The following is a 19,187-nucleotide window of genomic DNA, read 5'->3' as shown; positions in this document are numbered from 1 at the left end:
GCTTTACAGAATCGTCAGATAGTACACTATTCACATAGAGTAATATGGAGCAGGCGGGGAGTGCAGGGCGATGTGCATACCGGGTTGCCAGGAAGTGGTGGCGCAGCGTCTGTCGCGCCGGGGGCTGTTCAAGGGGGCCGGGATGGCCGCGGCCGCAGCGGCGTTCTCGGCGATGCCGGTGGCCGGCGCCTTTGCCGCGCCGGTGAGCTTCAGCAAGGTGGTGGACCTCACCCATGTGCTGGACCCAGCCTTCCCGACCTTCTTCGGCAAGCCGCAGCTGGAGATTCGCCAGCTGTTCAGCTTCGACAAGGACGGCTTCAACCTGAATGAGTGGGTGGTGAACGAGCACACCGGCACGCATCTCGACACCCCCTTCCACTTCTCCAAGGATGGTCCGAGCGCCGACCAGATCGCGATCGAGGCACTGGTGGTGCCGCTGGCGGTGATCGATATCTCGGCCAAGGCGGCGGCCGATCCCGACTACCAGCTGATCGCGGCCGACCTGGCGGCCTATGAGGCTACCAATGGCCCGCTGCCGCCGGGCGCGGCGGTGGGGCTCCATACCGGCTGGGACAGGTTCGTCGCCACCGACAAATTCCGCAATGCGGACGCGACGGGCACGCTGCATTTCCCCGGCTTCCACCCGGACGTCGCCGCGGTGCTGGCGCAGAAGGGAGTGTCCGGCGTGGTGGTGGATACGTTGTCCCTGGACCATGGTGCGTCCAAGGACTTCGGCTTTCACTACAAATGGCTCGGCTCCGGCCATTGGGGGGTGGAGGCGGCGAGCAATCTCGGCATGCTGCCCGCCAAGGGAGCGACGCTGGTGGTGGGCGGCCCGAAGATCAAGGGCGCGTCCGGCGGGCCGAGCCGGGTGCTGGCGCTGGTCTGAGCCGCTCGCCGGCGTGGGACCGATACCTTACACTGGAACGGCGATGCCCGCCTCGCGCTGGTACAGCACTAGGTCGAGCGAGGGTGTCGCCGCATTTCCCAGAAGGCCGCTGATGAGGCTGTGCACCTGCCCGCGATGATGGGTCTGGTGGTTGAACACATGGTCGAGCACCGTCGCCAGCGGCTGGACGAAGGGCTGCCCGGCCGAGTTGTTGTAACGGAGATCGGCCGAAAGCTCGGCCGCTCTAAGGCCGGCGACATGGGTCGCGATGCGTGCGTCCTCGGCCTGGCGGGCGGGGACCAGCTCCGCAAGCGTCTCGAACAGGATTGCATCCAGCCGGGTCGGCGCGTCGCCGGTGCCGGACATGCGCCGCATCCAGATCCGGTCGGTCACCAGCAGATGGTTGAGCGTGCCGTGGACGGAGCCGAAGAAGGCGCCGCGGTTGGCACGGTATTGCGCGTCGATCAGCTGCGCCGCCGCGGAATAAAGCCGGCGATTGGCCCAGGCATTATAGGCGGCGAAGGTCCGATAGCGTTGGACGAAAAGGTCGGCGGCGCTCATGCGGGTCACTCATTGGCGGTATTGGGCGGGACCCGTGGATGATGCGCCGACATTCGCGGCGCGGCCAATTCTCTGTGGTGATGATTGTCATAGCGTCGGCGCGATCCCGGGGCTGGCGCGGGCCGCGTGTGGGAGCAGGCGAGGGTGGGACGCGCCACGCTTGACGGAGATTGTTCTGCGGTATCAGAATCCGCTTGCGTTGTTGCGTACGGGATGGGTGCCTCGTTTCGTGCATCTGCGGCCCAACAGGTGACGAATGAAGAAATATGTTGCGGAGTTTCTCGGCACCGCCGTTCTCGTGCTGTTCGGCTGCGGCGCCGTGGTGACGGGCTATGCGGCGATTTCCCCGGTCTGGTTCCTCGCCGTCGCCTTCGCTTTCGGTCTTTCGGTGACAGTGATGGCCTATGGCATCGGCCCGATCTCGGGTTGCCATATCAACCCGGCCGTTAGTCTGGGCGTCTGGGCCGCCGGCCGGCTGCCGGCCTCGGAGCTGCCGGGATATATCATCGGGCAGTTGCTCGGCGGCGTTTTCGGCGCGGGAGTGCTCTACGCGATCGTCAGCGGCAAGATCGGCGGCTACGACATCGCCACGCTCGGCTTCGCCCAGAATGGCTGGGGCGAGGGTTATGGCGGCGGCTACAGCATGGGCTCGGCCATTCTCGTGGAACTCGTCACCACCTTCGTCTTCCTGGTGGTGATCCTCGGCGCGACCAGCAAGGCGGGAACCACGCCGGCGGCCGGTCTTGCCATCGGCTGGGCGCTGGTGCTCATCCACATCGTGTTCATTCCGGTGACGGGCGTGTCGGTCAATCCGGCGCGCAGCCTCGGTCCTGCGGTGTTCGCCGGCGGGCAGGCGCTCAGCCAGCTCTGGCTGTTCATCGTCTTTCCGCCGATCGGCGCCATCGCCGCCGGCCTGCTGTTCCGCAAGCGGCTTCTCGAAGCCTGAATCCACGGCTCACGCGCGGCCGGGGCAGTGCCCCCGGCCCCGCTTCTGCGGCGGGACCGGGGGCGCCGAACGCAGCACCGGGTCGGCGGGAACGGGCTGGATCGGGGTCGCTCGTACCGGGTGACCGGAACAACCGCAATCTCGCGCATCGCCGGGCAATATTTGCTGAATGGGCGGTTGCCCGCCGTTCATCTCGGCGGATAGCAAAAAAATGCCCCGGCTCCTTAGGGGGAAGGAGCCGGGGCGTATGGGCTCGCGTGGGGCTTGGGGGAGTGGGATGCCGCGAGCCTATTCCTGAATTCCGTTCAGTAGCAGACGGGCCGCTCGACCTTCACCATGCGGCCGGCGTCGCTCATCCACTTGGTCTGGATAACGCAGTCCCCTGCGATCGGTTCGACCGGTATTTCCACGGTCGCGGCGACCGGCTGACGCTTGAAATATCCGGTTGCCGACGCCGCGCCGACGAACAGCGCGGTAAAACCCATCAACGCAGCGATCGCACTAAGAACAACGGTCCGTAACATCTCTGGTTCCCCTTCCACCTTCCGGTGGGAAGAACCACCGGACCATCAACTCGACATCGCAAAACTCTCAACTGCGGACACAGACAAGCACCACCCGCCGCTTACTGCAGCCAGCCTAACCGAACGAAGCGCTTTGCTTACGTTCATCCGTGCTTTGCCTCTCTCGTCCGTTAACGTGACCTTAACGTGTGTACTGACGATAAAGTTCCAAGGCCTGTTCATGAAGTCGTGAAGATACCTAGCTGTCGAACACGCAACGGCGTGTCGTCTCCAGCCGCGGCATGCCGGTGGACACAAGCCGCCGCTCGATGAAACAGGTGCGGTAGCCATTCTGGGCCGGGGCCACGACGTTGGCCGCCTCGGCGCTGCTGTCCGACATGGGCATGCGCGGCAGGAGCAGGGCGCCGCCCAGCAGAAGGACGGCTCCAAGGGCGGGCAGGATCCATTTCTTCATTTCTCAACTTCCTCAACGATCCGGCCGACATCTCGCCGTCCCGCGGTCACCCAGATGCTCCCGGACCGGTTCCCCCGCAAGCGGAGTCCGCCCGATAGTTGCGACTGCGCACGCCGTGTTGATCGGCCGGCCGGCGCGGTCGTGTCTCCGAGGTCATCTTGTCGGCGCCCGGAGGCGCCGCTATAAGCCGCTGCGAAACGCAATCCCAATCCTTCCCACTGCTTCAAGGAACGAACGTCATGGCGCTCGAGCGCACCTTTTCGATCATCAAGCCCGACGCGACCCGCCGTAACCTGACGGGTGCCATTAACAGCCACATCGAGAAGGCCGGCCTGCGGATCGTCGCCCAGAAGCGCATCCTGCTCACCCGCGCTCAGGCCGAGACCTTCTACGGCGTGCACAAGGAGCGCCCCTTCTTCGGCGAGCTCGTCGACTTCATGATCTCCGAGCCGATCGTCGTGCAGGTGCTGGAAGGCGAGAACGCCGTCGCCAAGTATCGCGAAGTGATGGGCGCCACCAACCCGGCGAATGCCGCCGAGGGCACCATCCGCAAGGACTTCGCCCTCTCGGTCGGCGAGAACTCGGCGCACGGTTCCGACAGCCTGGAGAACGCCGCGATCGAGATCGCCCAGTTCTTCGCCGGGAACGAGATCGTCGGCTGATTGACCAGTCTTCGCAGCGTCTTCCGCTGCGTTTGCGCCCCGTCCGGTCCGCCGGGCGGGGCGTTATCTTTTGCACGGCAGCGCAACATTGTGCGCATGCAGCACGATTACCTCAGGAAATTTCGTCCCAAAGGCTTGGCCACCCCATAGATTATTATGTATGTTGCTGCCATGGGCGCTGCGGGGGTCCGGCCACGGAGAAGTGGCCCGCAGCGGGGATGCCGTTATTGGCGCGCCAAGAGCGCCCGGGAGTGGGCCCGCCGGAGCCACCTCCTCTTGCCTCACCGTAGCACGGCGCGCCAACGCCGATAATCCATATCGAGTCTCGCCTGAAAGGCGAGCGGTGAGGGAAACCGTATCAATGAACTACCTTGAGCCGCTATTCTGGCTAGCGCTGCTGAAGATCATCTGGATCAACGTCCTCTTGTCGGGCGACAACGCCGTGGTGATCGCCATGGCCTGCCGCTCGCTGCCTGATCGCATGCGCCGCACGGGCATGGTGCTCGGCGCCGGCGTCGCGGTCGGCATGCGCATCGTCTTCACCGCCATCATCGCGGTGTTGCTCGGCCTGCCCTGGCTGCGCGTCATCGGTTCGCTGGCGCTGATGTACATCGCCGTAGACCTCGTCGTCCCCGAGGCGGAAGGCGAAGAGGGCGGCGTTGCCGCGCATGACAGCCTGTGGCGTGCGGTCGGCACCATCGCCGTGGCCGACCTTGTCATGAGCCTCGACAACGTCGTCGCCATCGCCGCGGTGGCTGACGGCAACTGGACGCTGATCGTGTTCGGTCTGGTCATTTCGATCCCGATGATCATTGCCGGCGCCGCGCTGATCATGGGCCTGCTGTCGCGCTTTCCGTTCCTGGTCTGGGCCGGCGCTGCGCTGCTGGGCTGGGTTGCGGGCGAAATGTTCGTCTCGGACATCAAGGTCCTCGAATATTTCGGCGAGGCCGTCGTCCACCACTTCGAATATGTCGCGGCGGCATCTGGCGCGGCGCTGGTGCTGGCCATTGGCTGGACCATCACGCGCCTGCGCGGCGGGCACTCGGCAGAGCCGCACGCCTGACGCGACGGGCTGGATTCCCTCCCTGGGCGCCCGCGGCTCTCAAAAGTCGTGGGCGCTTTCAGTTTGCGGACAGGCAACTGGCGTACTTAATAAAGTATGCCAGTTGCCTATCGGCAAAACTGTTCAGGGGTTCAGGAAATCCTAGCGCGGCGATATAAACGACTTCGACGACCAGAGAGGACACGATGGATTTCACTAGCCCTATCTTCTGGGTGGCGCTGCTCCAGATCATCTGGATCGATCTGCTGCTCTCCGGCGACAACGCCGTGGTGATCGCCCTTGCCTGCCGCTCCCTGCCGGAGAAGCAGCGTAAATGGGGCATTCTGCTCGGCGCCGGCGCGGCCGTCGGCCTGCGCATCCTGTTCGCGCTCGCGGTTTCCTATCTGCTCGGCGTCCCGCTGCTGAAGGTTGTCGGCGCGCTGCTGCTGTTCTGGATCGCGATCAAGCTCGTGCTCGACGAAGGCGGCGAGGGCCATCACGTAGAGAGTGCCGACAGCCTGTGGAAGGCCGTGCGCACCATCGCCATCGCCGACGCCGTGATGAGCCTCGACAATGTCGTCGCCATCGCCGCCGCCGCGCGCGGCCATGCCGAACTGTTCATCTTCGGCCTGCTGCTCACCATTCCGCTGATCGTCTTCGGCTCGCAGCTGATCCTGAAGCTGATCTCGCGTTTCCCGGTCCTCATCTGGTTCGGCGCAGCGCTGCTGGGCTGGATCGCCGGCGAGATGCTGGTCAGCGACAAGGTCGTGCTGGAAGCCATGCAGGGCTTCGCGGGCGGCCTCGTGGAAGAGGTTGCCGATCCCGAGGATCCGGTTGGGCTGAAGCCGGCGGCGCTGCCGCACTACCTCGCGGCAGTGATTGGCGCGATCTTCGTGGTCAGCTTCGGCTGGATCACCAAGAGCCGCCGCTCGGCGGCGGCGGTCGGCTCTCACTGAGCCGGAAGCCTCGCCGGGCGTCTGTCCCGCAGGGTGTTAAATGAAGGGGCGCTCCGCTAGGATGCTGGCGGAGCGCCTTTTTCATGAATCAGCACAATTTCCCCGCCCGCACCGGCCATTCGGCCTGCCCGCATGACTGCCCCTCGACCTGTGCGCTGGAGATCGACATCTCCGGCGGGCGCATCGGCCGGGTGCGCGGATCGAGCGCCAACACCTACACGGCCGGCGTCATTTGCGCGAAGGTCGCGCGTTATGCCGAGCGGGCCAACCACGCCGACCGCCTGACCCGGCCGCTGCGCCGCATGGGCGCCAAGGGGGAGGGGAACTTCGCGCCCATCGCGTGGGACGAGGCTCTGGACGAAATCGCGTACCGCTTCCGCGAAGCCGAGCAGCGCCACGGTGCGGAAGCGGTCTGGCCCTATTACTACGCCGGCACGATGGGGCTGGTGATGCGCGACGGCATCAACCGGCTGACCCATGCCAAGGGATATTCGCGCTTCTTCTCCTCGATTTGCGTCAACCCGGCCTGGGGCGGCTTCATGGCCGGCACCGGCAAGCTGGCCGGGCCGGATCCGCGCGAGATTGCCAAGGCCGATCTCGTGGTGATCTGGGGCACCAACCCGGTCTCCACGCAGGTCAATGTGATGACGCACGCCATCCGGGCCCGCAAGGAGCGGGGGGCGAGGATCGCCGTCATCGACGTCTATCGCTCGCCCACCGTGGAGCAGGCGGACATTCCCCTGCTGATCCGTCCGGGCACAGACGGGGCGCTGGCCTGCGCCATCATGCATGTGCTGTTCCGCGACGATCTCGCTGACCGCGCCTATCTCGCCGCGTTCGCTGACGATCCGGCAGGGCTGGAGGCGCATCTCAAGGACCGCACGCCGGAATGGGCGGAGGGGATTACCGGCCTGCCGGCGGCAGAGATCGAGGTGTTCGCGCACGCCATAGGGCGCACGCCGAAGACCTTCATCCGCGCCGGCTACGGCTTCACCCGCTCGCGCAACGGCGCGGTGAACATGCATGCGGTGGCCTCGATCGCCACCGTCGCGGGGCTCTGGCAGCATGAGGGCGGCGGCGCCTTCCACACCAACGGCGCCATCTTCCGCTGGAACAAGCAGATGATCGAGGGGCTCGACATCCCCGGCATCGCGACGCGCCGGCTCGACCAGTCGCGCATCGGCGACATCCTGACCGGCGATCCCGAGGCGCTGCTGGGCGGCCCGCCGGTCGCCGCCATGCTGATCCAGAGCACTAATCCGGTGTCGGTCGCGCCCGATCAGGACAAGGTGCTGCGCGGCTTCGCCCGCGAGGACCTGTTCGTCGCCGTGCACGAGCAGTTCATGACCGAGACGGCGCGCATGGCCGACATCGTGCTGCCGGCGACCATGTTCACCGAGCATGACGACATCTACCAGGGCGGCGGCAACCAGTATGTGCTGCTCGGCCCGAAACTGGTCGAGCCGCCGGGCGAATGCCGCACCAATCACGAGGTGGTCTGCGCTCTGGCCGAGCGGCTCGGCGCCGAGCATGCGGGCTTCCATATGAGCCCGCGCGACATCGCCGACTGGACGCTGCAGGCGACGGGACGCGGCACGCTGGCGGAACTGGAGCAGAAGCGCTTCATCGACATCCAGCCGGATTTCGAGACGGCACATTACGTCAAGGGCTTCAACTGGCCGGACGGCCGATTCCACCTGAAGCCGGACTGGGACAAGGTGCCGTTTTCCCGGCCGGATAAGACGTGGGACCACGCGCAGATGCCGGAGTGGCCCGACCACTGGGACGTCATCGAGGAGGCGACGGCAGACTTCCCGTTCCGCCTGGTGACGGCGCCGGCGCGCTCCTTCCTCAATTCCAGCTTCACCGAGACGCCGAGTTCCATCAGTCGCGAGAGGCGTCCGGAACTGATGATCCATCCCGAGGACGCGGCGGCGCTCGCCATCGTCACGGGCGATCTGCTGCGGATCGCGAGCGCGCGCGGCGAGGCGCTGCTGCACGCCCGGCTGTTCGACGGCGTGCGGCGCGGCGTGGTGGTGGCGGAATCGATCTGGCCGAACCGCGCGCATGCCAATGGGCGGGGCATCAACAGCCTCACCGGTGCCGACCCTGTCGCGCCCTTTGGCGGCGCGGCGTTCCACGACAACCGGGTGCGGATCGAGCGGGCGTAGGCGGCCGCGCGTTCAGAAGGCCGGCGGCACCACCAGCGCCGGTGGCATCAGCTCGAACTCGTCGACCACGACGCGCCCGTCCCGCAGCGCGGCGCGGCCCTCGGTGACGAGGCGCAGCGCGGCGGGGTAGATGACGTGCTCCTGCGCCAGCACGCGGGCACCAAGCGTCTCGGGCGTGTCGCCGTCCAGCACCGGCACGGCGGCCTGCATGATGATCGGGCCGACATCCATTTCCGGCGTGACGAAATGCACGGTGCAGCCGTGGATGCGCACGCCTTCCTCCAGCGCCCGCTCATGCGTGTGCAGGCCCTTGAAGCTCGGCAGCAGCGCCGGGTGGATGTTGATCATCCGGCCGTACCATTTCCGCGTGAACTCGGCGGTGAGCAGCCGCATGAAGCCGGCGAGGCAGACGAAATCGACCTGTTCGTCTGCCAGCACGGCGTCGAGCGCCGCATCGAAGCTCGCCCGATCCGCATAGGCCTTGTGGTCGATGATCCGCGTCGGGATGTTCGCCGCCTGTGCGCGGGCGAGGCCGTGGGCCTCGGGGCGGTTGGAAATGACCACCGCGATCTCCACCGGATAGCCCGGCTCGCTCGCCGCCTCGATGAGCGACATCATGTTGGAGCCGCGCCCGGAGATGAGGACGGCGACGCGGGGCTTGGTCATGGCGCGCCTCAGAGCGGGGCGTCGACGGCGAGCGTGCCGTCATAGACCGTGTGCGCAGCGCCTTCGCCGGGCTCGATGGCACCGAGGTGGATCACCTCCTCGCCGGCATCGGCGAGGGTGTCGGCCACCGTCTCGGCATCTTCCGGCGCGCAGACCACCACCATGCCGATGCCGCAATTGAAGGCGCGCAGCATTTCCTCCGGCGCCACCTTGCCGACTTGCGCCAGCCAGCGGAAGACGGGCGGGACGGTCAGGCCGGTGAGGGCGATGCGGCCGACCGTGTGCTTGGGCAGCACGCGCGGCAGGTTCTCGGTGAGGCCACCGCCGGTGATGTGGGCGAGCGCCTTGACTTTCCTCGTGCCGCGGATGGCCGCGAGCGCTGATTTCACATAAAGCCGCGTCGGGGTGAGCAGCGCCTCGCCGAGCGTTTTTTCCGGCGCGAAGGGAGCCGGTGAGTCCCACGCAAGGCCGGACACCTCGACGATGCGGCGCACCAGCGAATAGCCGTTGGAATGCACGCCGGAGGAGGCGAGGCCGAGCAGCACGTCGCCGGGCCGGACATTCGGCGAGGGCAGCAATTCGCCGCGCTCCACCGCACCGACGGAGAAGCCGGCGAGATCATAGTCGCCCTCGGCATACATGCCGGGCATCTCGGCGGTTTCGCCGCCGATCAGCGCGCAGCCGGACTCCTTGCAGCCCCTGGCGATGCCGGCGACGATCTTGGCGCCGACCTCGGGGGCCAGCTTGCCGGTAGCGAAATAGTCGAGGAAGAACAGCGGCTCGGCGCCCTGCACCACGAGGTCGTTCACACACATGGCCACGAGGTCGATGCCGATCGTGTCGTGGCGGCCGGTCTCGATGGCGATCTTCAGCTTGGTGCCGACGCCGTCCGTGGTGGCGACGATGAGCGGGTCCTTGAAGCCGGCGGCCTTGGGATCGAACACGCCGCCGAAGCCGCCAATGTCGGCGTCCGCGCCGGGTCGGCGGGTCGCCTTGACCAGCGGCTTGATGAGATCGACCAGCCGGTTGCCGGCGTCGATGTCGACACCTGCGTCGCGGTAGCTGAGGCCTTTTTCCGTACCGGTCATCTCGTGCACCCTTCAAGAACGCTCGCGGATTAGCCGCTTATCGGCGCCCTCGCAAGCTGGAGCGGGCTCGCCCTGTGGGTCAGCGCCGCCCCGCATGGTCGATGCCGAGCGCCACCAGCCCGGCGATGAGGCCCCAGAAGGCCGAGCCGATGCCGAGCAGCGAGACACCGGACGCGGTCACCGCCAGCGTCAGCACGGCTGGAAAGCGCCGCTCCGCATCGCCCATGGCGGTGCCGAGCGCGTTCACCAGCGGCCCCAGCAGTGCGAGCCCGGCAAAGGTCGCCACCAGCCCGGCCGGCAGCGCCGCGATCAACGCCACCACCGAGGCGCCCCCCGCCGCCAGGACGACATAGGACAGCGCATAGAAGGAGGTCGCCATCCAGCGCTTGTTCGGGTCCGGATGAGTGTCCGGCCCGGTGCAGATCGAAGCGGTGATGGCGGCCAGGTTCGAGGTCAGCGAGCCGATCGGCGCGGTGATGAGCGAGGAAATCGCCGTGACCGCGAGGATGGACGGGGTCGGCGGCTTGTAGCCGGCGGCCTGCAGCACGGCGAGGCCGGGCAAGTTCTGCGAGGCCATGGTGACGACATAGAGCGGCAGGCCGATGCCGATCAGCGCCTGCAATTCGAAGCGCGGCAGTACCAGTTCCACCGCCGGCAGCGGCAGGCCGGCCGGCAGGGGGCCGACATGGCCGAGGAAGAAGGCGAGCGCGATGCCGATGATCAGCACGGCGAGCACCGCGCCGAACGGGCTGATGCGGCGTGCCACGAGGAAGACCAGCACCAAGGGCAGCACCAGCAGCGGGTCGGCCTCGCCGGCGGTGAACACCGATGTGCAGAAGCGGAACAGCACGCCCGCCAGCATCGCGGCGGCGATGGCGACCGGCAGGCGCTGCACCAGCGCGCCGAGCGGCTTGACCGCGGCGGTGATCAGGATGAGCACGCCGGCCAGCAGGAAGGCGCCGACCGCGGTCTCGATGACCAGCCCGTGCGAGCCGGCAATCAGCGCGGCGCCGGGCGTCGACCAGGCGGTGATGATCGGCATGCGGTGGCGCCAGCCGAGGAAGGCGGAGGTCGCCGCCATGGACAGGCACAGGCCGATGACCGCCGACGAGGTCTGCGCCGGGGTGGCGCCCACCGCCTGCGAGGCGGCGACGATGAGGGCGAGGGTGCCTCCGAAGCCCACAAGGGCGGCGACGACGGCAGAGGTGACGATGGAAGAGCGCATGGGAGGGATCACGGCAGGCGGGGCGGGACACCGCGTTGTGCCACGCCGCGACCGGCGCGTCACGCGGTGCCGGGGATCGTGCCGCTTTAGCCGAGGCGGCCGAGCGGGATGATCTCGGGCGCCGCCTCGTCGAAGGGGCTTCCGGTCCAGTCGCCGAGCCAGCGCTCGACGGAAAGTCCGGCGTCCGTCATCCGCTGCGCCAGCGCGTCGCGCGGGGTGAAGCGGATGCGGCTGGCGGCAGACAGCTCCGCGCCATCCGCGAGGCGGTAGAAGGTCTCATAGGTGACGATGCCGGTGGTGGCGTCATGCGTCGCCGTGTTCCACGCCTCGACCTGGCCGTGAAGCGGGTGATCGACATGGCGCCGCGAATTTTGCGGCTGCCATTCCTCCCATTCCCGGCAGGCGGGGTTGCGGCTGTCGAAGATGAAGCGGCCTCCCGGCGCCAGATGCCGCGCTATGGTGGCGAGCGCGGCGCGCTGGTCCTCGTCGGTCAGGAACACCTGGAAGGCATGGCCGGTCATCACCACGAGGTCGAAGCGGCGGCCGAGATCGAGCTGGCGGGCATCGGCCTCGATCCATTCGACGCCGTCGCCACCGGAGCGCGTGCGCGCCACGTCGAGCATGGCGGCGGCCGGATCGACCCCGACCCGAACGGGAGCGTCGATTCCGACCAGGAACACGCCGGTGCCGCAGCCGAGATCGAGCACCGAGCCGGCCGTGCGGGCAAGATCCGCGCAATAGCCACGGTCCTCGCCCCAGTCATTTTCCGTGTCGTAGAACGCAACCAGCGACGCATCGGTATAGAGCGGGTCGTCATGCGCCATGGCGGTGTCCTGTCGGCAGGGGCGGCTCAAAGGGGCTCGACGTTGTGCCGCAAGCGGTGGTGCCAAGGCAACCTTCCACAGGTGCCGCGACGCGCCGCTCGGCCTGTGAATGGCGGGGGCGGCATCGCTTGTGCATCGCAACGGCCAGGTTTTTCTGTATTTATGGGGTGCGCAGCGTAACGCGCGGGGTGGAGTTCGGATGTCCTGGCACAAGCAGGTTACGTTCTGGGTATCGGTGCTGGCGATCTTCGTAGCGGCGGCGTGGCTGCTGAGCAGCGTGCTGCTGCCCTTCGTCGCCGGCCTCGCGCTCGCCTATTTCCTCAATCCGGTGACGACGCGGCTGGAGAGCTGGGGCGTCAATCGGCTACTGGCATCGCTGGTGACCATTGGCCTCACGCTGCTGCTGGCGATCCTGCTCATGTTGATGGTGGTGCCGATCTTCGGCGCACAGCTTGCCGCCTTCATCCAGAGGCTGCCGGAATACATCGTCAAGCTGCAGAACCTGATGGCCGGCGAGGGCCAGAAGACGGCGTGGCTGCGCGATTTCATCGGCGACCGCATGCCGAGCATCCAGCAGGGGCTGAGCGAACTGGTGTCGCAGGGCGCGACCTATCTCCTCACCCTGATCCAGGGCCTGTGGACCGGCGGGGCGGCGCTGATCTCGCTGTTCTCGCTGCTGGTCATCACCCCGGTGGTGGCGTTCTACATCCTGAACGACTGGAACCACATGGTGGAGAAGGTCGATTCCTGGTTGCCGGTGAAGCATCGCGACGTCGTTCGCGACCTTGCCCGGCAGATGGACCGCGCCATTGCCGGCTTCGTGCGCGGCCAGTCGCTGGTGTGCCTGATCCTCGGCAGCTTCTATGCCATCAGCCTCACCATGACCGGGCTGAACTTCGGCTTCGTCATCGGCTTCATCTCGGGGATCATCACCTTCATCCCCTATGTCGGCTCGCTCACCGGGCTGGTGCTGGCGGCCGGCGTCGCCATCGTGCAGTTCTTCCCCGATTATTCGATGATAGGGCTGGTGATCGGCATCTTCGTCTTCGGCCAGTTCATCGAGGGATACATCCTCTCGCCCAAGCTGGTGGGCGACAGCGTCGGGCTGCATCCGGTGTGGCTGATGTTCGCCCTGCTGGCCTTCGGTTACATGCTCGGCTTCCTCGGCCTGCTGCTGGCTGTGCCGCTGGCCGCGGCAGCGGGCGTGCTGGTGCGTTTCGCCATCGAGCAATATCTCGAAAGCCCGCTCTATACCGGCGAGGAGGAGCCTGCGGCCCTCGCGCCGCCGTCACCGACCCCGGTCGCGCCGAAGTCATGGGTAAGCTGAACCATGCCGGCGTCGACGCCTGTTCCCCCCGCCGCGCGCCAGCTGCCGCTCGACCTGCCGCATCTCGACAGCCGCGCGCGCGACGATTTTCTGCCCGGCCCTGCGAACCGGGCGGCGCTGGCGCTGATCGACGCCTGGCCGGACTGGCCGGCGCGGGCGGTGGCGCTGGTCGGCCCTGAAGGATCGGGGAAATCGCATCTCGCTTCGCTTTTCGCGGAAGCGACCGGCGCGCCGGTGATTCCCGCGCGGGCGCTGGAAATCGCGGCGTTGCCCGATCTTCTCGCCGGTGGCGCATTGGTGGTGGAGGACCTTGGCGAGGGCGCCGTCCCCGAAGCCGCGCTGTTCCACCTGCTGAACCTCGTCGGCGAGCAGGGGGCGAGCCTGCTGGTCACCGCGCGGCGGGCGCCGGCGGCGCTGGCGGGCGAGGTCGTCACCCGCGATCTCGCCTCGCGGCTGCGGGCCATGCCGGCGGTGGAACTCGGGGCGCCCGACGATGCCCTGCTGGCGGCCGTGGCCGTCAAGCTCTTCGCCGATCGCCAGATCGCGCCGGACGAGGCGCTGCTGAGCTTTCTGCTGCCGCGTGTGGAGCGCTCGATCGCCGGGCTGCGCGATGTCATCGCCGCGCTCGACCGCGAGGCGCTGGCGCGCAAGCGCCCGCTCACCCGCGCGCTCGCGTCCGAACTTCTGCGTGCCCGCGACGATGCCGCGGACGCTCCGGCGGAGTCGCCGGACGACCTCGCATCAGGTTAAGGTACCTTATGTCATCCAGCCGTCACGATGCCCGGCGACCTTCCCGCCGAACGAAGCGCGCAAGCCGCAAAAAGGATGGAGTACCAACGGTGCCCGAGACCCAGGTCATTGCGGATATCGAACTCGGACCGGCGCCGGTGCACGAGCCTATCGTTCCCCAGACGCTGGAGGAGGAGCTGATGGCTTCCCCCGAGCGCTTCATCAACCGGGAGCTCTCGTGGCTGCAGTTCAACCGCCGCGTGCTGGAGGAAGCCTCCAATCGCGAGCATCCGCTGCTGGAGCAGCTGCGCTTCCTCTCCATCTCGGCGAACAACCTGGACGAGTTCTTCATGGTCCGCGTCGCCGGCCTGAAGGAGCAGGTGCGCGAAGGCTATAGCGGCAAGAGCCCGGACGGGCTGAAGCCGGCCGAGCAGCTGCCGCTGATCTCCGCCGCGGTGGCCGAGTTGGCCGAGGACCAGCAGGCGCGCTGGCGCGAGCTGCGCACCGCGCTGGTTGCCGCCGGCATCGTGCTGGTGGACGGTGCCGACGTTGAGAAGGCCGACCGTGCGCTGCTGGACGACTTCTTCCTCAGCCATGTCTTTCCGGTGCTGACGCCGCTCGCCATCGACCCGGCGCACCCGTTCCCGTTCATCCCCAATCTCGGCTTCTCGCTGGCGCTGCAGCTCGCGCGCATCAGCGACGGGCGCACCATGAACGCGCTCATCCGTGTCCCCGCGAAGATCGACCGCTTCATCCGGCTGCCCGACAGCGAGGACGGCGCGCAGCGCTTCATCACTCTCGAGCAGATGATCGGCCTGTTCATCGGCCGCCTGTTCCCGGGCTATCAGGTGAAGGGGCAGGGCGGCTTCCGCGTCATCCGCGACAGCGACCTCGAAGTGGAGGAGGAAGCCGAGGATCTGATGCGCCAGTTCGAGCGCGCGCTGAAGCGTCGGCGCCTCGGGCAGGTGATCCGTCTCGAGATCGAAGGCTCCATGCCCGAGGAACTGCGCAGCTTCGTGGCGCGCGAGCTCGCCGTGGCCGACGACGAGATCTTCCTCGTGGACGGGCTGCTGGCGCTGAACGAATTCAGCCAGCTGGTCGGCGTCGACCGCCCGGACCTGAAGTTCAAGACCTACAATCCGCGCTTTCCCGAGCGCATCCGCGACCATGCCGGCGACTGTTTCGCGGCGATCCGCGAGAAGGATCTGGTGGTCCACCACCCCTATGAATCCTTCGACGTGGTGGTGCAGTTCCTGCGGCAGGCGGCGCGCGACCCGAACGTCGTCGCCATCAAGCAGACGCTGTACCGGACCTCGTCCGACAGTCCGATCATCAAGGCGCTGGCCGAGGCGGCCGAGGCCGGCAAGTCGGTCACCGCGCTGGTGGAACTGAAGGCGCGCTTCGACGAGGAAGCGAACATCCGCTGGGCACGCGACCTCGAGCGCGCCGGCGTGCAGGTGGTGTTCGGCTTCCTCGAACTGAAGACCCACGCCAAGCTGTCGATGGTGGTGCGCCGCGAGGGCGGCACGCTGGCGAGCTATTGCCATGTCGGCACGGGCAACTATCACCCGATCACCGCGCGCATCTATACCGATCTGTCCTTCTTCACCGCCGATCCGGTGATCGCGCGCGACGTGGCGCGCATCTTCAATTTCATCACCGGCTATGCCGAGCCGGCGGAACTCGATGCGATGGCCATCGCCCCGCTGACGCTGAAGAAGAAGATCCTCGACCATATCGCCGCCGAGATCGAATTCGCCAAGGCGGGCCGGCCGGCGGCGATCTGGCTGAAGATGAACTCGCTGGTCGACCCGATGATCATCGACGCGCTCTACCGCGCCAGCCAGGGCGGCGTCGCCATCGATATCGTGGTGCGCGGCATTTGCTGCCTGCGTCCGGGCGTGCCCGGGCTTTCGGACAATATCCGGGTCAAGTCCATCGTCGGCCGCTTCCTGGAGCATGTGCGCATCTATGCCTTCGGCAACGGCCACAGCCTGCCCAACAAGGGGGCGGCGCTCTACATCTCGTCCGCCGATCTCATGCCGCGCAATCTCGACCGCCGCGTCGAGTCGTTGTGCCCCATCACCAACCCGACGGTGCACATGCAGATCCTCGACCAGATCATGGTCGCCAACCTGCAGGACAACCAGCAGAGCTGGCGCGTGTTGCCCGACGGCTCGTCGCAACGCATAGTGCCGGCCGAGGGCGAGGAAAAATTCAACGCCCAACAGTATTTCATGACCAATCCGAGCCTGTCTGGACGTGGGAAGTCGCTCAAAGAATCGTCGCCGCGAAGCCTCGTCCGTCGCCGCGACCGCGCGTGACCGCATGAACGAACACCTGCGCGAGGCGTCCTCCAGCCTCGTTTCCGGCGCGCCGATCGCGGTCATCGACATCGGCTCCAACTCGGTCCGCCTCGTCGTCTACGAGCACTTGTCGCGCAGCCCGACGCCGATCTTCAACGAGAAGGCGTCGTGCGGCCTCGGCCGCGAAGTGGCGACCACCGGACGGCTGAATGCCGACGCGGTGGCCAAGGCGCTCTCGACGCTCAGGCGCTTCCGCGTCCTGTGCGACCGCATGGGCGTCGGCCGGCTGTTCGTGCTGGCCACCGCCGCAGCGCGCGACGCCTCCAACGGGCCGGAATTCGTCGCCGCCTGCGCCGAGATCTGCCGCACCGATGTCGAGCTGCTCTCGGGCAAGCGCGAGGCGCAGCTTTCCGCGCTCGGCGTGCTCTCGGGCGTGCACCATGCCAATGGCGTGGTGGGCGACCTCGGCGGCGGCTCGCTGGAACTGGCCGACGTGCAGGGCCATCGCATAGGCAGCGGCGTGACCTTCCCGCTCGGCGGCCTCGCCCTGCAGGACACCTCCGGTCGCTCGCTGAAGAAGGCGGCCAAGATCGTCAAGGACACGCTGACCAAGGAGACGCATCTCGAGCATCTGAAGGGCCGCACCTTCTATGCCGTCGGCGGTACCTGGCGCGCTCTGGCGCGGCTGCACATGTTCCAGCGCGGCTATCCGCTGCATGTGATGCACGGCTACGTCATTCCGGCCAAGGAGGCGCTGGAGTTCGTGCGGCTGGTGCAGCGCGTGCCGGTCGATACGCTCTCGCGCATCGAGACGGTGGCGGAAGGGCGGCGCCAGCTGCTCGCCTATGGCGCGCTGGTGCTGGAGAACGTCATCCGCATCGGCAAGCCGGCCAATGTCTACATCTCGGCGCAGGGCGTGCGCGAGGGCCTGCTGTTCGAGATGCTGGCCGACGACGAGAAGAAGGTCGATCCGCTCATCGCCGCCACGGCCGAGCTGAACGAGGTACGTTCGCGCTCGCCCGTCCATGGCTGGGAGCTTGTGGAGTGGACCGACCGCTTCATGGCCTCGACCGGCATCGAGGAAAGCGTCGAGGAGAAGCGCCTGCGCCACGCCGCGTGCCTGCTGGCGGATATCAGCTGGCGCGCGCATCCCGACTATCGCGGCGAGCAGAGCCTCAATTTGATCGCCCACGCCGCCTTTATCGGCGTCGACCATCCCGGACGCGCCTTCCTCGGGCTCGCCATTTACTACCGTCATGTCGGAATGGTGGACGAGGACCTGTCGCCGCGCATCCGCGAGCTGGTGTCGGCGCGGCTGCTCGACCGTGCGCGCATCCTCGGGGCGGCCCTGCGCGTGGCCTATATCCTCTCGGCGGCCATGCCCGGCACGCTGCAGGAGGCCCCGCTGCTGGTGGATCGCGGCAAGCTGATGCTTCGGCTCAAGGGCGATCTCGGCCCGCTGGGCGGCGAGCGCGTCGGCAATCGCCTGCGCACGCTCGCCCGGCTGATCGGCCGCGAGCCGCTGATCGTGACCTGACCCGCGGCATTCGCCTCGGCGTCAGCCCTCGCCGGGGCGGTCGAGGGCGATGACGCGGCCGCGCTGCATGGCCAGCGCAAGACGGCCGGACTTCAGCGCCAGCGCGCGCTCGCCGAACAGATCGCGCCGCCAGCCGCGCAGTGCCTGCACGTCGGGCGTCTCGTCGGAGGCGATCTGCTCGAGATCGTCCGTGGTGGCGATCACCTTGGCGGCGACGCCGTGCTGCTCCGAGGTCATGCGCAGCAGCACCTTCAGCAGTTCCACCGTCGCCGAGGCGCCGTTGGAGAGCGGCTTGTCGCGCTCGATGCGCGGCAGCGTCTTGGGATCGCGCGCCAGGCCGGCCTTGACCGCCTCGACGATCTGCTCGCCGGCGCGGGAGCGCTCGAAGCCCTTGGGGACCGAGCGCAGCTGGCCGAGGCGCTCCACCGAATTGGGGTGCTGCGAGATGATCTCGGCGATCACGTCGTCCTTCAGGATGCGCGAGCGCGGAATGTCGCGCGCCTGCGCCTCACGCTCGCGCCAGGCGGCGACCTCCATCAGCACCGCGAGGTCCTTGGGCTTGCGCGCGCGCGAGCGCAGCCGCTCCCAGGCGCGCTCGGGCTCCTGCCGGTAGGTGTCGGGCGAGGTGAGGACCGCCATCTCCTCGCCGACCCAGTCGGCGCGGCCGCGCTTCTGCAGATCGGCGTCGAGCTTCAGGAAGACGTCGCGCAGATGGGTGACGTCGGCTTCCGCATAGGCGACCTGCGCGGCGGAAAGCGGGCGGCGCGACCAGTCGGTGAAGCGCAGCGACTTGTCGAGCACCTGGCCGGTGATGCGCTGGACCAGCTGGTCGTAGGAGATGGAATCGCCATGGCCGAGCACCATGGCCGCGACCTGGGTGTCGAACACCGGATGCGGGATGATGCTGGCGAGGTGCCAGACGATTTCGATGTCCTGCCGGCCGGCATGAAAGACCTTCAGCACCTTCTCGTTCGCCATCAGCGCGAAGAAGGGAGCGAGGTCGATGCCCTCCGCAACCGCGTCGACCACCACCGCCTCGTCGGGACTGGCGATCTGGACGACGCAGAGCTTCGGCCAGAAGGTCGTCTCGCGCAGGAATTCGGTGTCGACGGTAACGAAGCGGTGGCTTGCCAGCCGCTCGCAGGCCGCGGTGAGGGCGTCGGTTGTGGTGATCATATCCATGTCCGACTTCTCATAACGGAGTCGGGCGCGCGAGACGACACTGAATCGTGCCGCAATCTGCGGCAAGCGTTAACCATGCGCCGATAAGGTGCCGGAAC

At 67.4% G+C, this 19,187-nt stretch carries 18 protein-coding genes; 10 read left to right on the top strand and 8 right to left on the bottom strand.

What is annotated here, in order from left to right; translation table 11 throughout:
- Positions 1-70: 70 nt before the first annotated feature.
- Positions 71-889 carry a cyclase family protein gene (locus tag ACO2RV_RS08570; protein WP_423291844.1) on the top strand — a complete coding sequence of 273 codons (819 nt, stop codon included), beginning with the start codon at positions 71-73 and terminating at the stop codon, positions 887-889.
- Between the two features lie 27 nt (positions 890-916).
- On the opposite strand, the gene ACO2RV_RS08565 is transcribed toward ACO2RV_RS08570, so the two are convergent.
- Positions 917-1,450, bottom strand: a complete 534-nt coding sequence (locus tag ACO2RV_RS08565) for a DinB family protein (protein WP_423291842.1) — start codon at positions 1,448-1,450, stop codon at positions 917-919.
- A 256-nt stretch (positions 1,451-1,706) separates the two neighbouring features.
- On the opposite strand from ACO2RV_RS08565, the gene ACO2RV_RS08560 reads away from it, so the two are divergent.
- On the top strand, positions 1,707-2,396 hold the full coding sequence (locus tag ACO2RV_RS08560) for an aquaporin (protein WP_423291840.1): 690 nt from the start codon (positions 1,707-1,709) through the stop codon (positions 2,394-2,396).
- A gap of 305 nt (positions 2,397-2,701) precedes the next feature.
- Here ACO2RV_RS08560 and ACO2RV_RS08555 read toward each other — a convergent pair whose 3' ends face one another.
- Both ACO2RV_RS08555 and ACO2RV_RS08550 read right to left on the bottom strand, forming a co-directional pair.
- Positions 2,702-2,920, bottom strand: coding sequence for a hypothetical protein (locus ACO2RV_RS08555; RefSeq protein ID WP_423291838.1), 219 nt, complete (start codon positions 2,918-2,920; stop codon positions 2,702-2,704).
- A 238-nt stretch (positions 2,921-3,158) separates the two neighbouring features.
- The gene (locus ACO2RV_RS08550; RefSeq protein ID WP_423291836.1) at positions 3,159-3,374 is read right to left on the bottom strand and encodes a hypothetical protein; all 216 of its coding nucleotides are present in this window, start codon (positions 3,372-3,374) and stop codon (positions 3,159-3,161) included.
- Between the two features lie 239 nt (positions 3,375-3,613).
- Here ACO2RV_RS08550 and ndk point away from each other — a divergent pair, with 239 nt between their 5' ends.
- The 4 genes from ndk (at position 3,614) to ACO2RV_RS08530 (ending at position 8,205) form a co-directional block, all read left to right on the top strand.
- Positions 3,614-4,036 (top strand): nucleoside-diphosphate kinase, encoded by a 423-nt coding sequence (gene ndk / locus ACO2RV_RS08545; protein ID WP_423291834.1) that lies wholly within the window; start codon positions 3,614-3,616, stop codon positions 4,034-4,036.
- Between the two features lie 361 nt (positions 4,037-4,397).
- Positions 4,398-5,099, top strand: a complete 702-nt coding sequence (locus ACO2RV_RS08540) for a TerC family protein (RefSeq protein WP_423291832.1) — start codon at positions 4,398-4,400, stop codon at positions 5,097-5,099.
- Between the two features lie 185 nt (positions 5,100-5,284).
- Positions 5,285-6,034 (top strand): TerC family protein, encoded by a 750-nt coding sequence (locus tag ACO2RV_RS08535; RefSeq protein WP_423291830.1) that lies wholly within the window; start codon positions 5,285-5,287, stop codon positions 6,032-6,034.
- 83 nt (positions 6,035-6,117) lie between these two features.
- Positions 6,118-8,205, top strand: a complete 2,088-nt coding sequence (locus ACO2RV_RS08530; RefSeq protein WP_423291828.1) for a molybdopterin-containing oxidoreductase family protein — start codon at positions 6,118-6,120, stop codon at positions 8,203-8,205.
- A gap of 12 nt (positions 8,206-8,217) precedes the next feature.
- Here the strand turns inward: ACO2RV_RS08530 and purN are convergent, their stop codons facing one another.
- The 4 genes from purN to ACO2RV_RS08510 form a co-directional block, all read right to left on the bottom strand.
- Entirely contained in the window at positions 8,218-8,871 is a 654-nt protein-coding gene (gene purN, locus ACO2RV_RS08525; RefSeq protein WP_423291826.1) for a phosphoribosylglycinamide formyltransferase, read from the bottom strand.
- A gap of 8 nt (positions 8,872-8,879) precedes the next feature.
- Positions 8,880-9,959 carry a phosphoribosylformylglycinamidine cyclo-ligase gene (gene purM / locus ACO2RV_RS08520; RefSeq protein WP_423291824.1) on the bottom strand — a complete coding sequence of 360 codons (1,080 nt, stop codon included), beginning with the start codon at positions 9,957-9,959 and terminating at the stop codon, positions 8,880-8,882.
- Positions 9,960-10,038: 79 nt separating this feature from the next.
- Positions 10,039-11,184 carry a benzoate/H(+) symporter BenE family transporter gene (locus ACO2RV_RS08515; RefSeq protein ID WP_423291822.1) on the bottom strand — a complete coding sequence of 382 codons (1,146 nt, stop codon included), beginning with the start codon at positions 11,182-11,184 and terminating at the stop codon, positions 10,039-10,041.
- Between the two features lie 86 nt (positions 11,185-11,270).
- Positions 11,271-12,008 carry a class I SAM-dependent methyltransferase gene (locus ACO2RV_RS08510; protein ID WP_423291820.1) on the bottom strand — a complete coding sequence of 246 codons (738 nt, stop codon included), beginning with the start codon at positions 12,006-12,008 and terminating at the stop codon, positions 11,271-11,273.
- Positions 12,009-12,207: 199 nt separating this feature from the next.
- Between ACO2RV_RS08510 and ACO2RV_RS08505 the strand changes: the two genes are divergently transcribed.
- The 4 genes from ACO2RV_RS08505 to ppx are packed head-to-tail and all read left to right on the top strand — an operon-like array spanning position 12,208 to position 17,907.
- Complete coding sequence (locus ACO2RV_RS08505) at positions 12,208-13,335, top strand: AI-2E family transporter (RefSeq protein WP_423291818.1); 1,128 nt, start codon at positions 12,208-12,210, stop codon at positions 13,333-13,335.
- A 3-nt stretch (positions 13,336-13,338) separates the two neighbouring features.
- The gene (locus tag ACO2RV_RS08500) at positions 13,339-14,085 is read left to right on the top strand and encodes a chromosomal replication initiator DnaA (protein ID WP_423291816.1); all 747 of its coding nucleotides are present in this window, start codon (positions 13,339-13,341) and stop codon (positions 14,083-14,085) included.
- A gap of 8 nt (positions 14,086-14,093) precedes the next feature.
- The gene (locus tag ACO2RV_RS08495) at positions 14,094-16,388 is read left to right on the top strand and encodes an RNA degradosome polyphosphate kinase (RefSeq protein WP_423291814.1); all 2,295 of its coding nucleotides are present in this window, start codon (positions 14,094-14,096) and stop codon (positions 16,386-16,388) included.
- A gap of 4 nt (positions 16,389-16,392) precedes the next feature.
- A complete protein-coding gene (gene ppx / locus ACO2RV_RS08490) occupies positions 16,393-17,907 on the top strand; it encodes an exopolyphosphatase (RefSeq protein ID WP_423291812.1) in 1,515 nt (504 codons plus the stop codon).
- A 21-nt stretch (positions 17,908-17,928) separates the two neighbouring features.
- On the opposite strand, the gene rnd is transcribed toward ppx, so the two are convergent.
- Positions 17,929-19,089: a ribonuclease D gene (gene rnd / locus ACO2RV_RS08485; RefSeq protein ID WP_423291810.1), complete on the bottom strand. Its 1,161-nt coding sequence runs from the start codon at positions 19,087-19,089 to the stop codon at positions 17,929-17,931.
- Between the last annotated feature and the right edge of the window lie 98 nt (positions 19,090-19,187).

The organism is Ancylobacter sp. VNQ12 (genome assembly GCF_049445835.1).
Lineage (GTDB): Bacteria > Pseudomonadota > Alphaproteobacteria > Rhizobiales > Xanthobacteraceae > Ancylobacter.
This window is presented reverse-complemented; position numbering and strand designations above follow the sequence as displayed.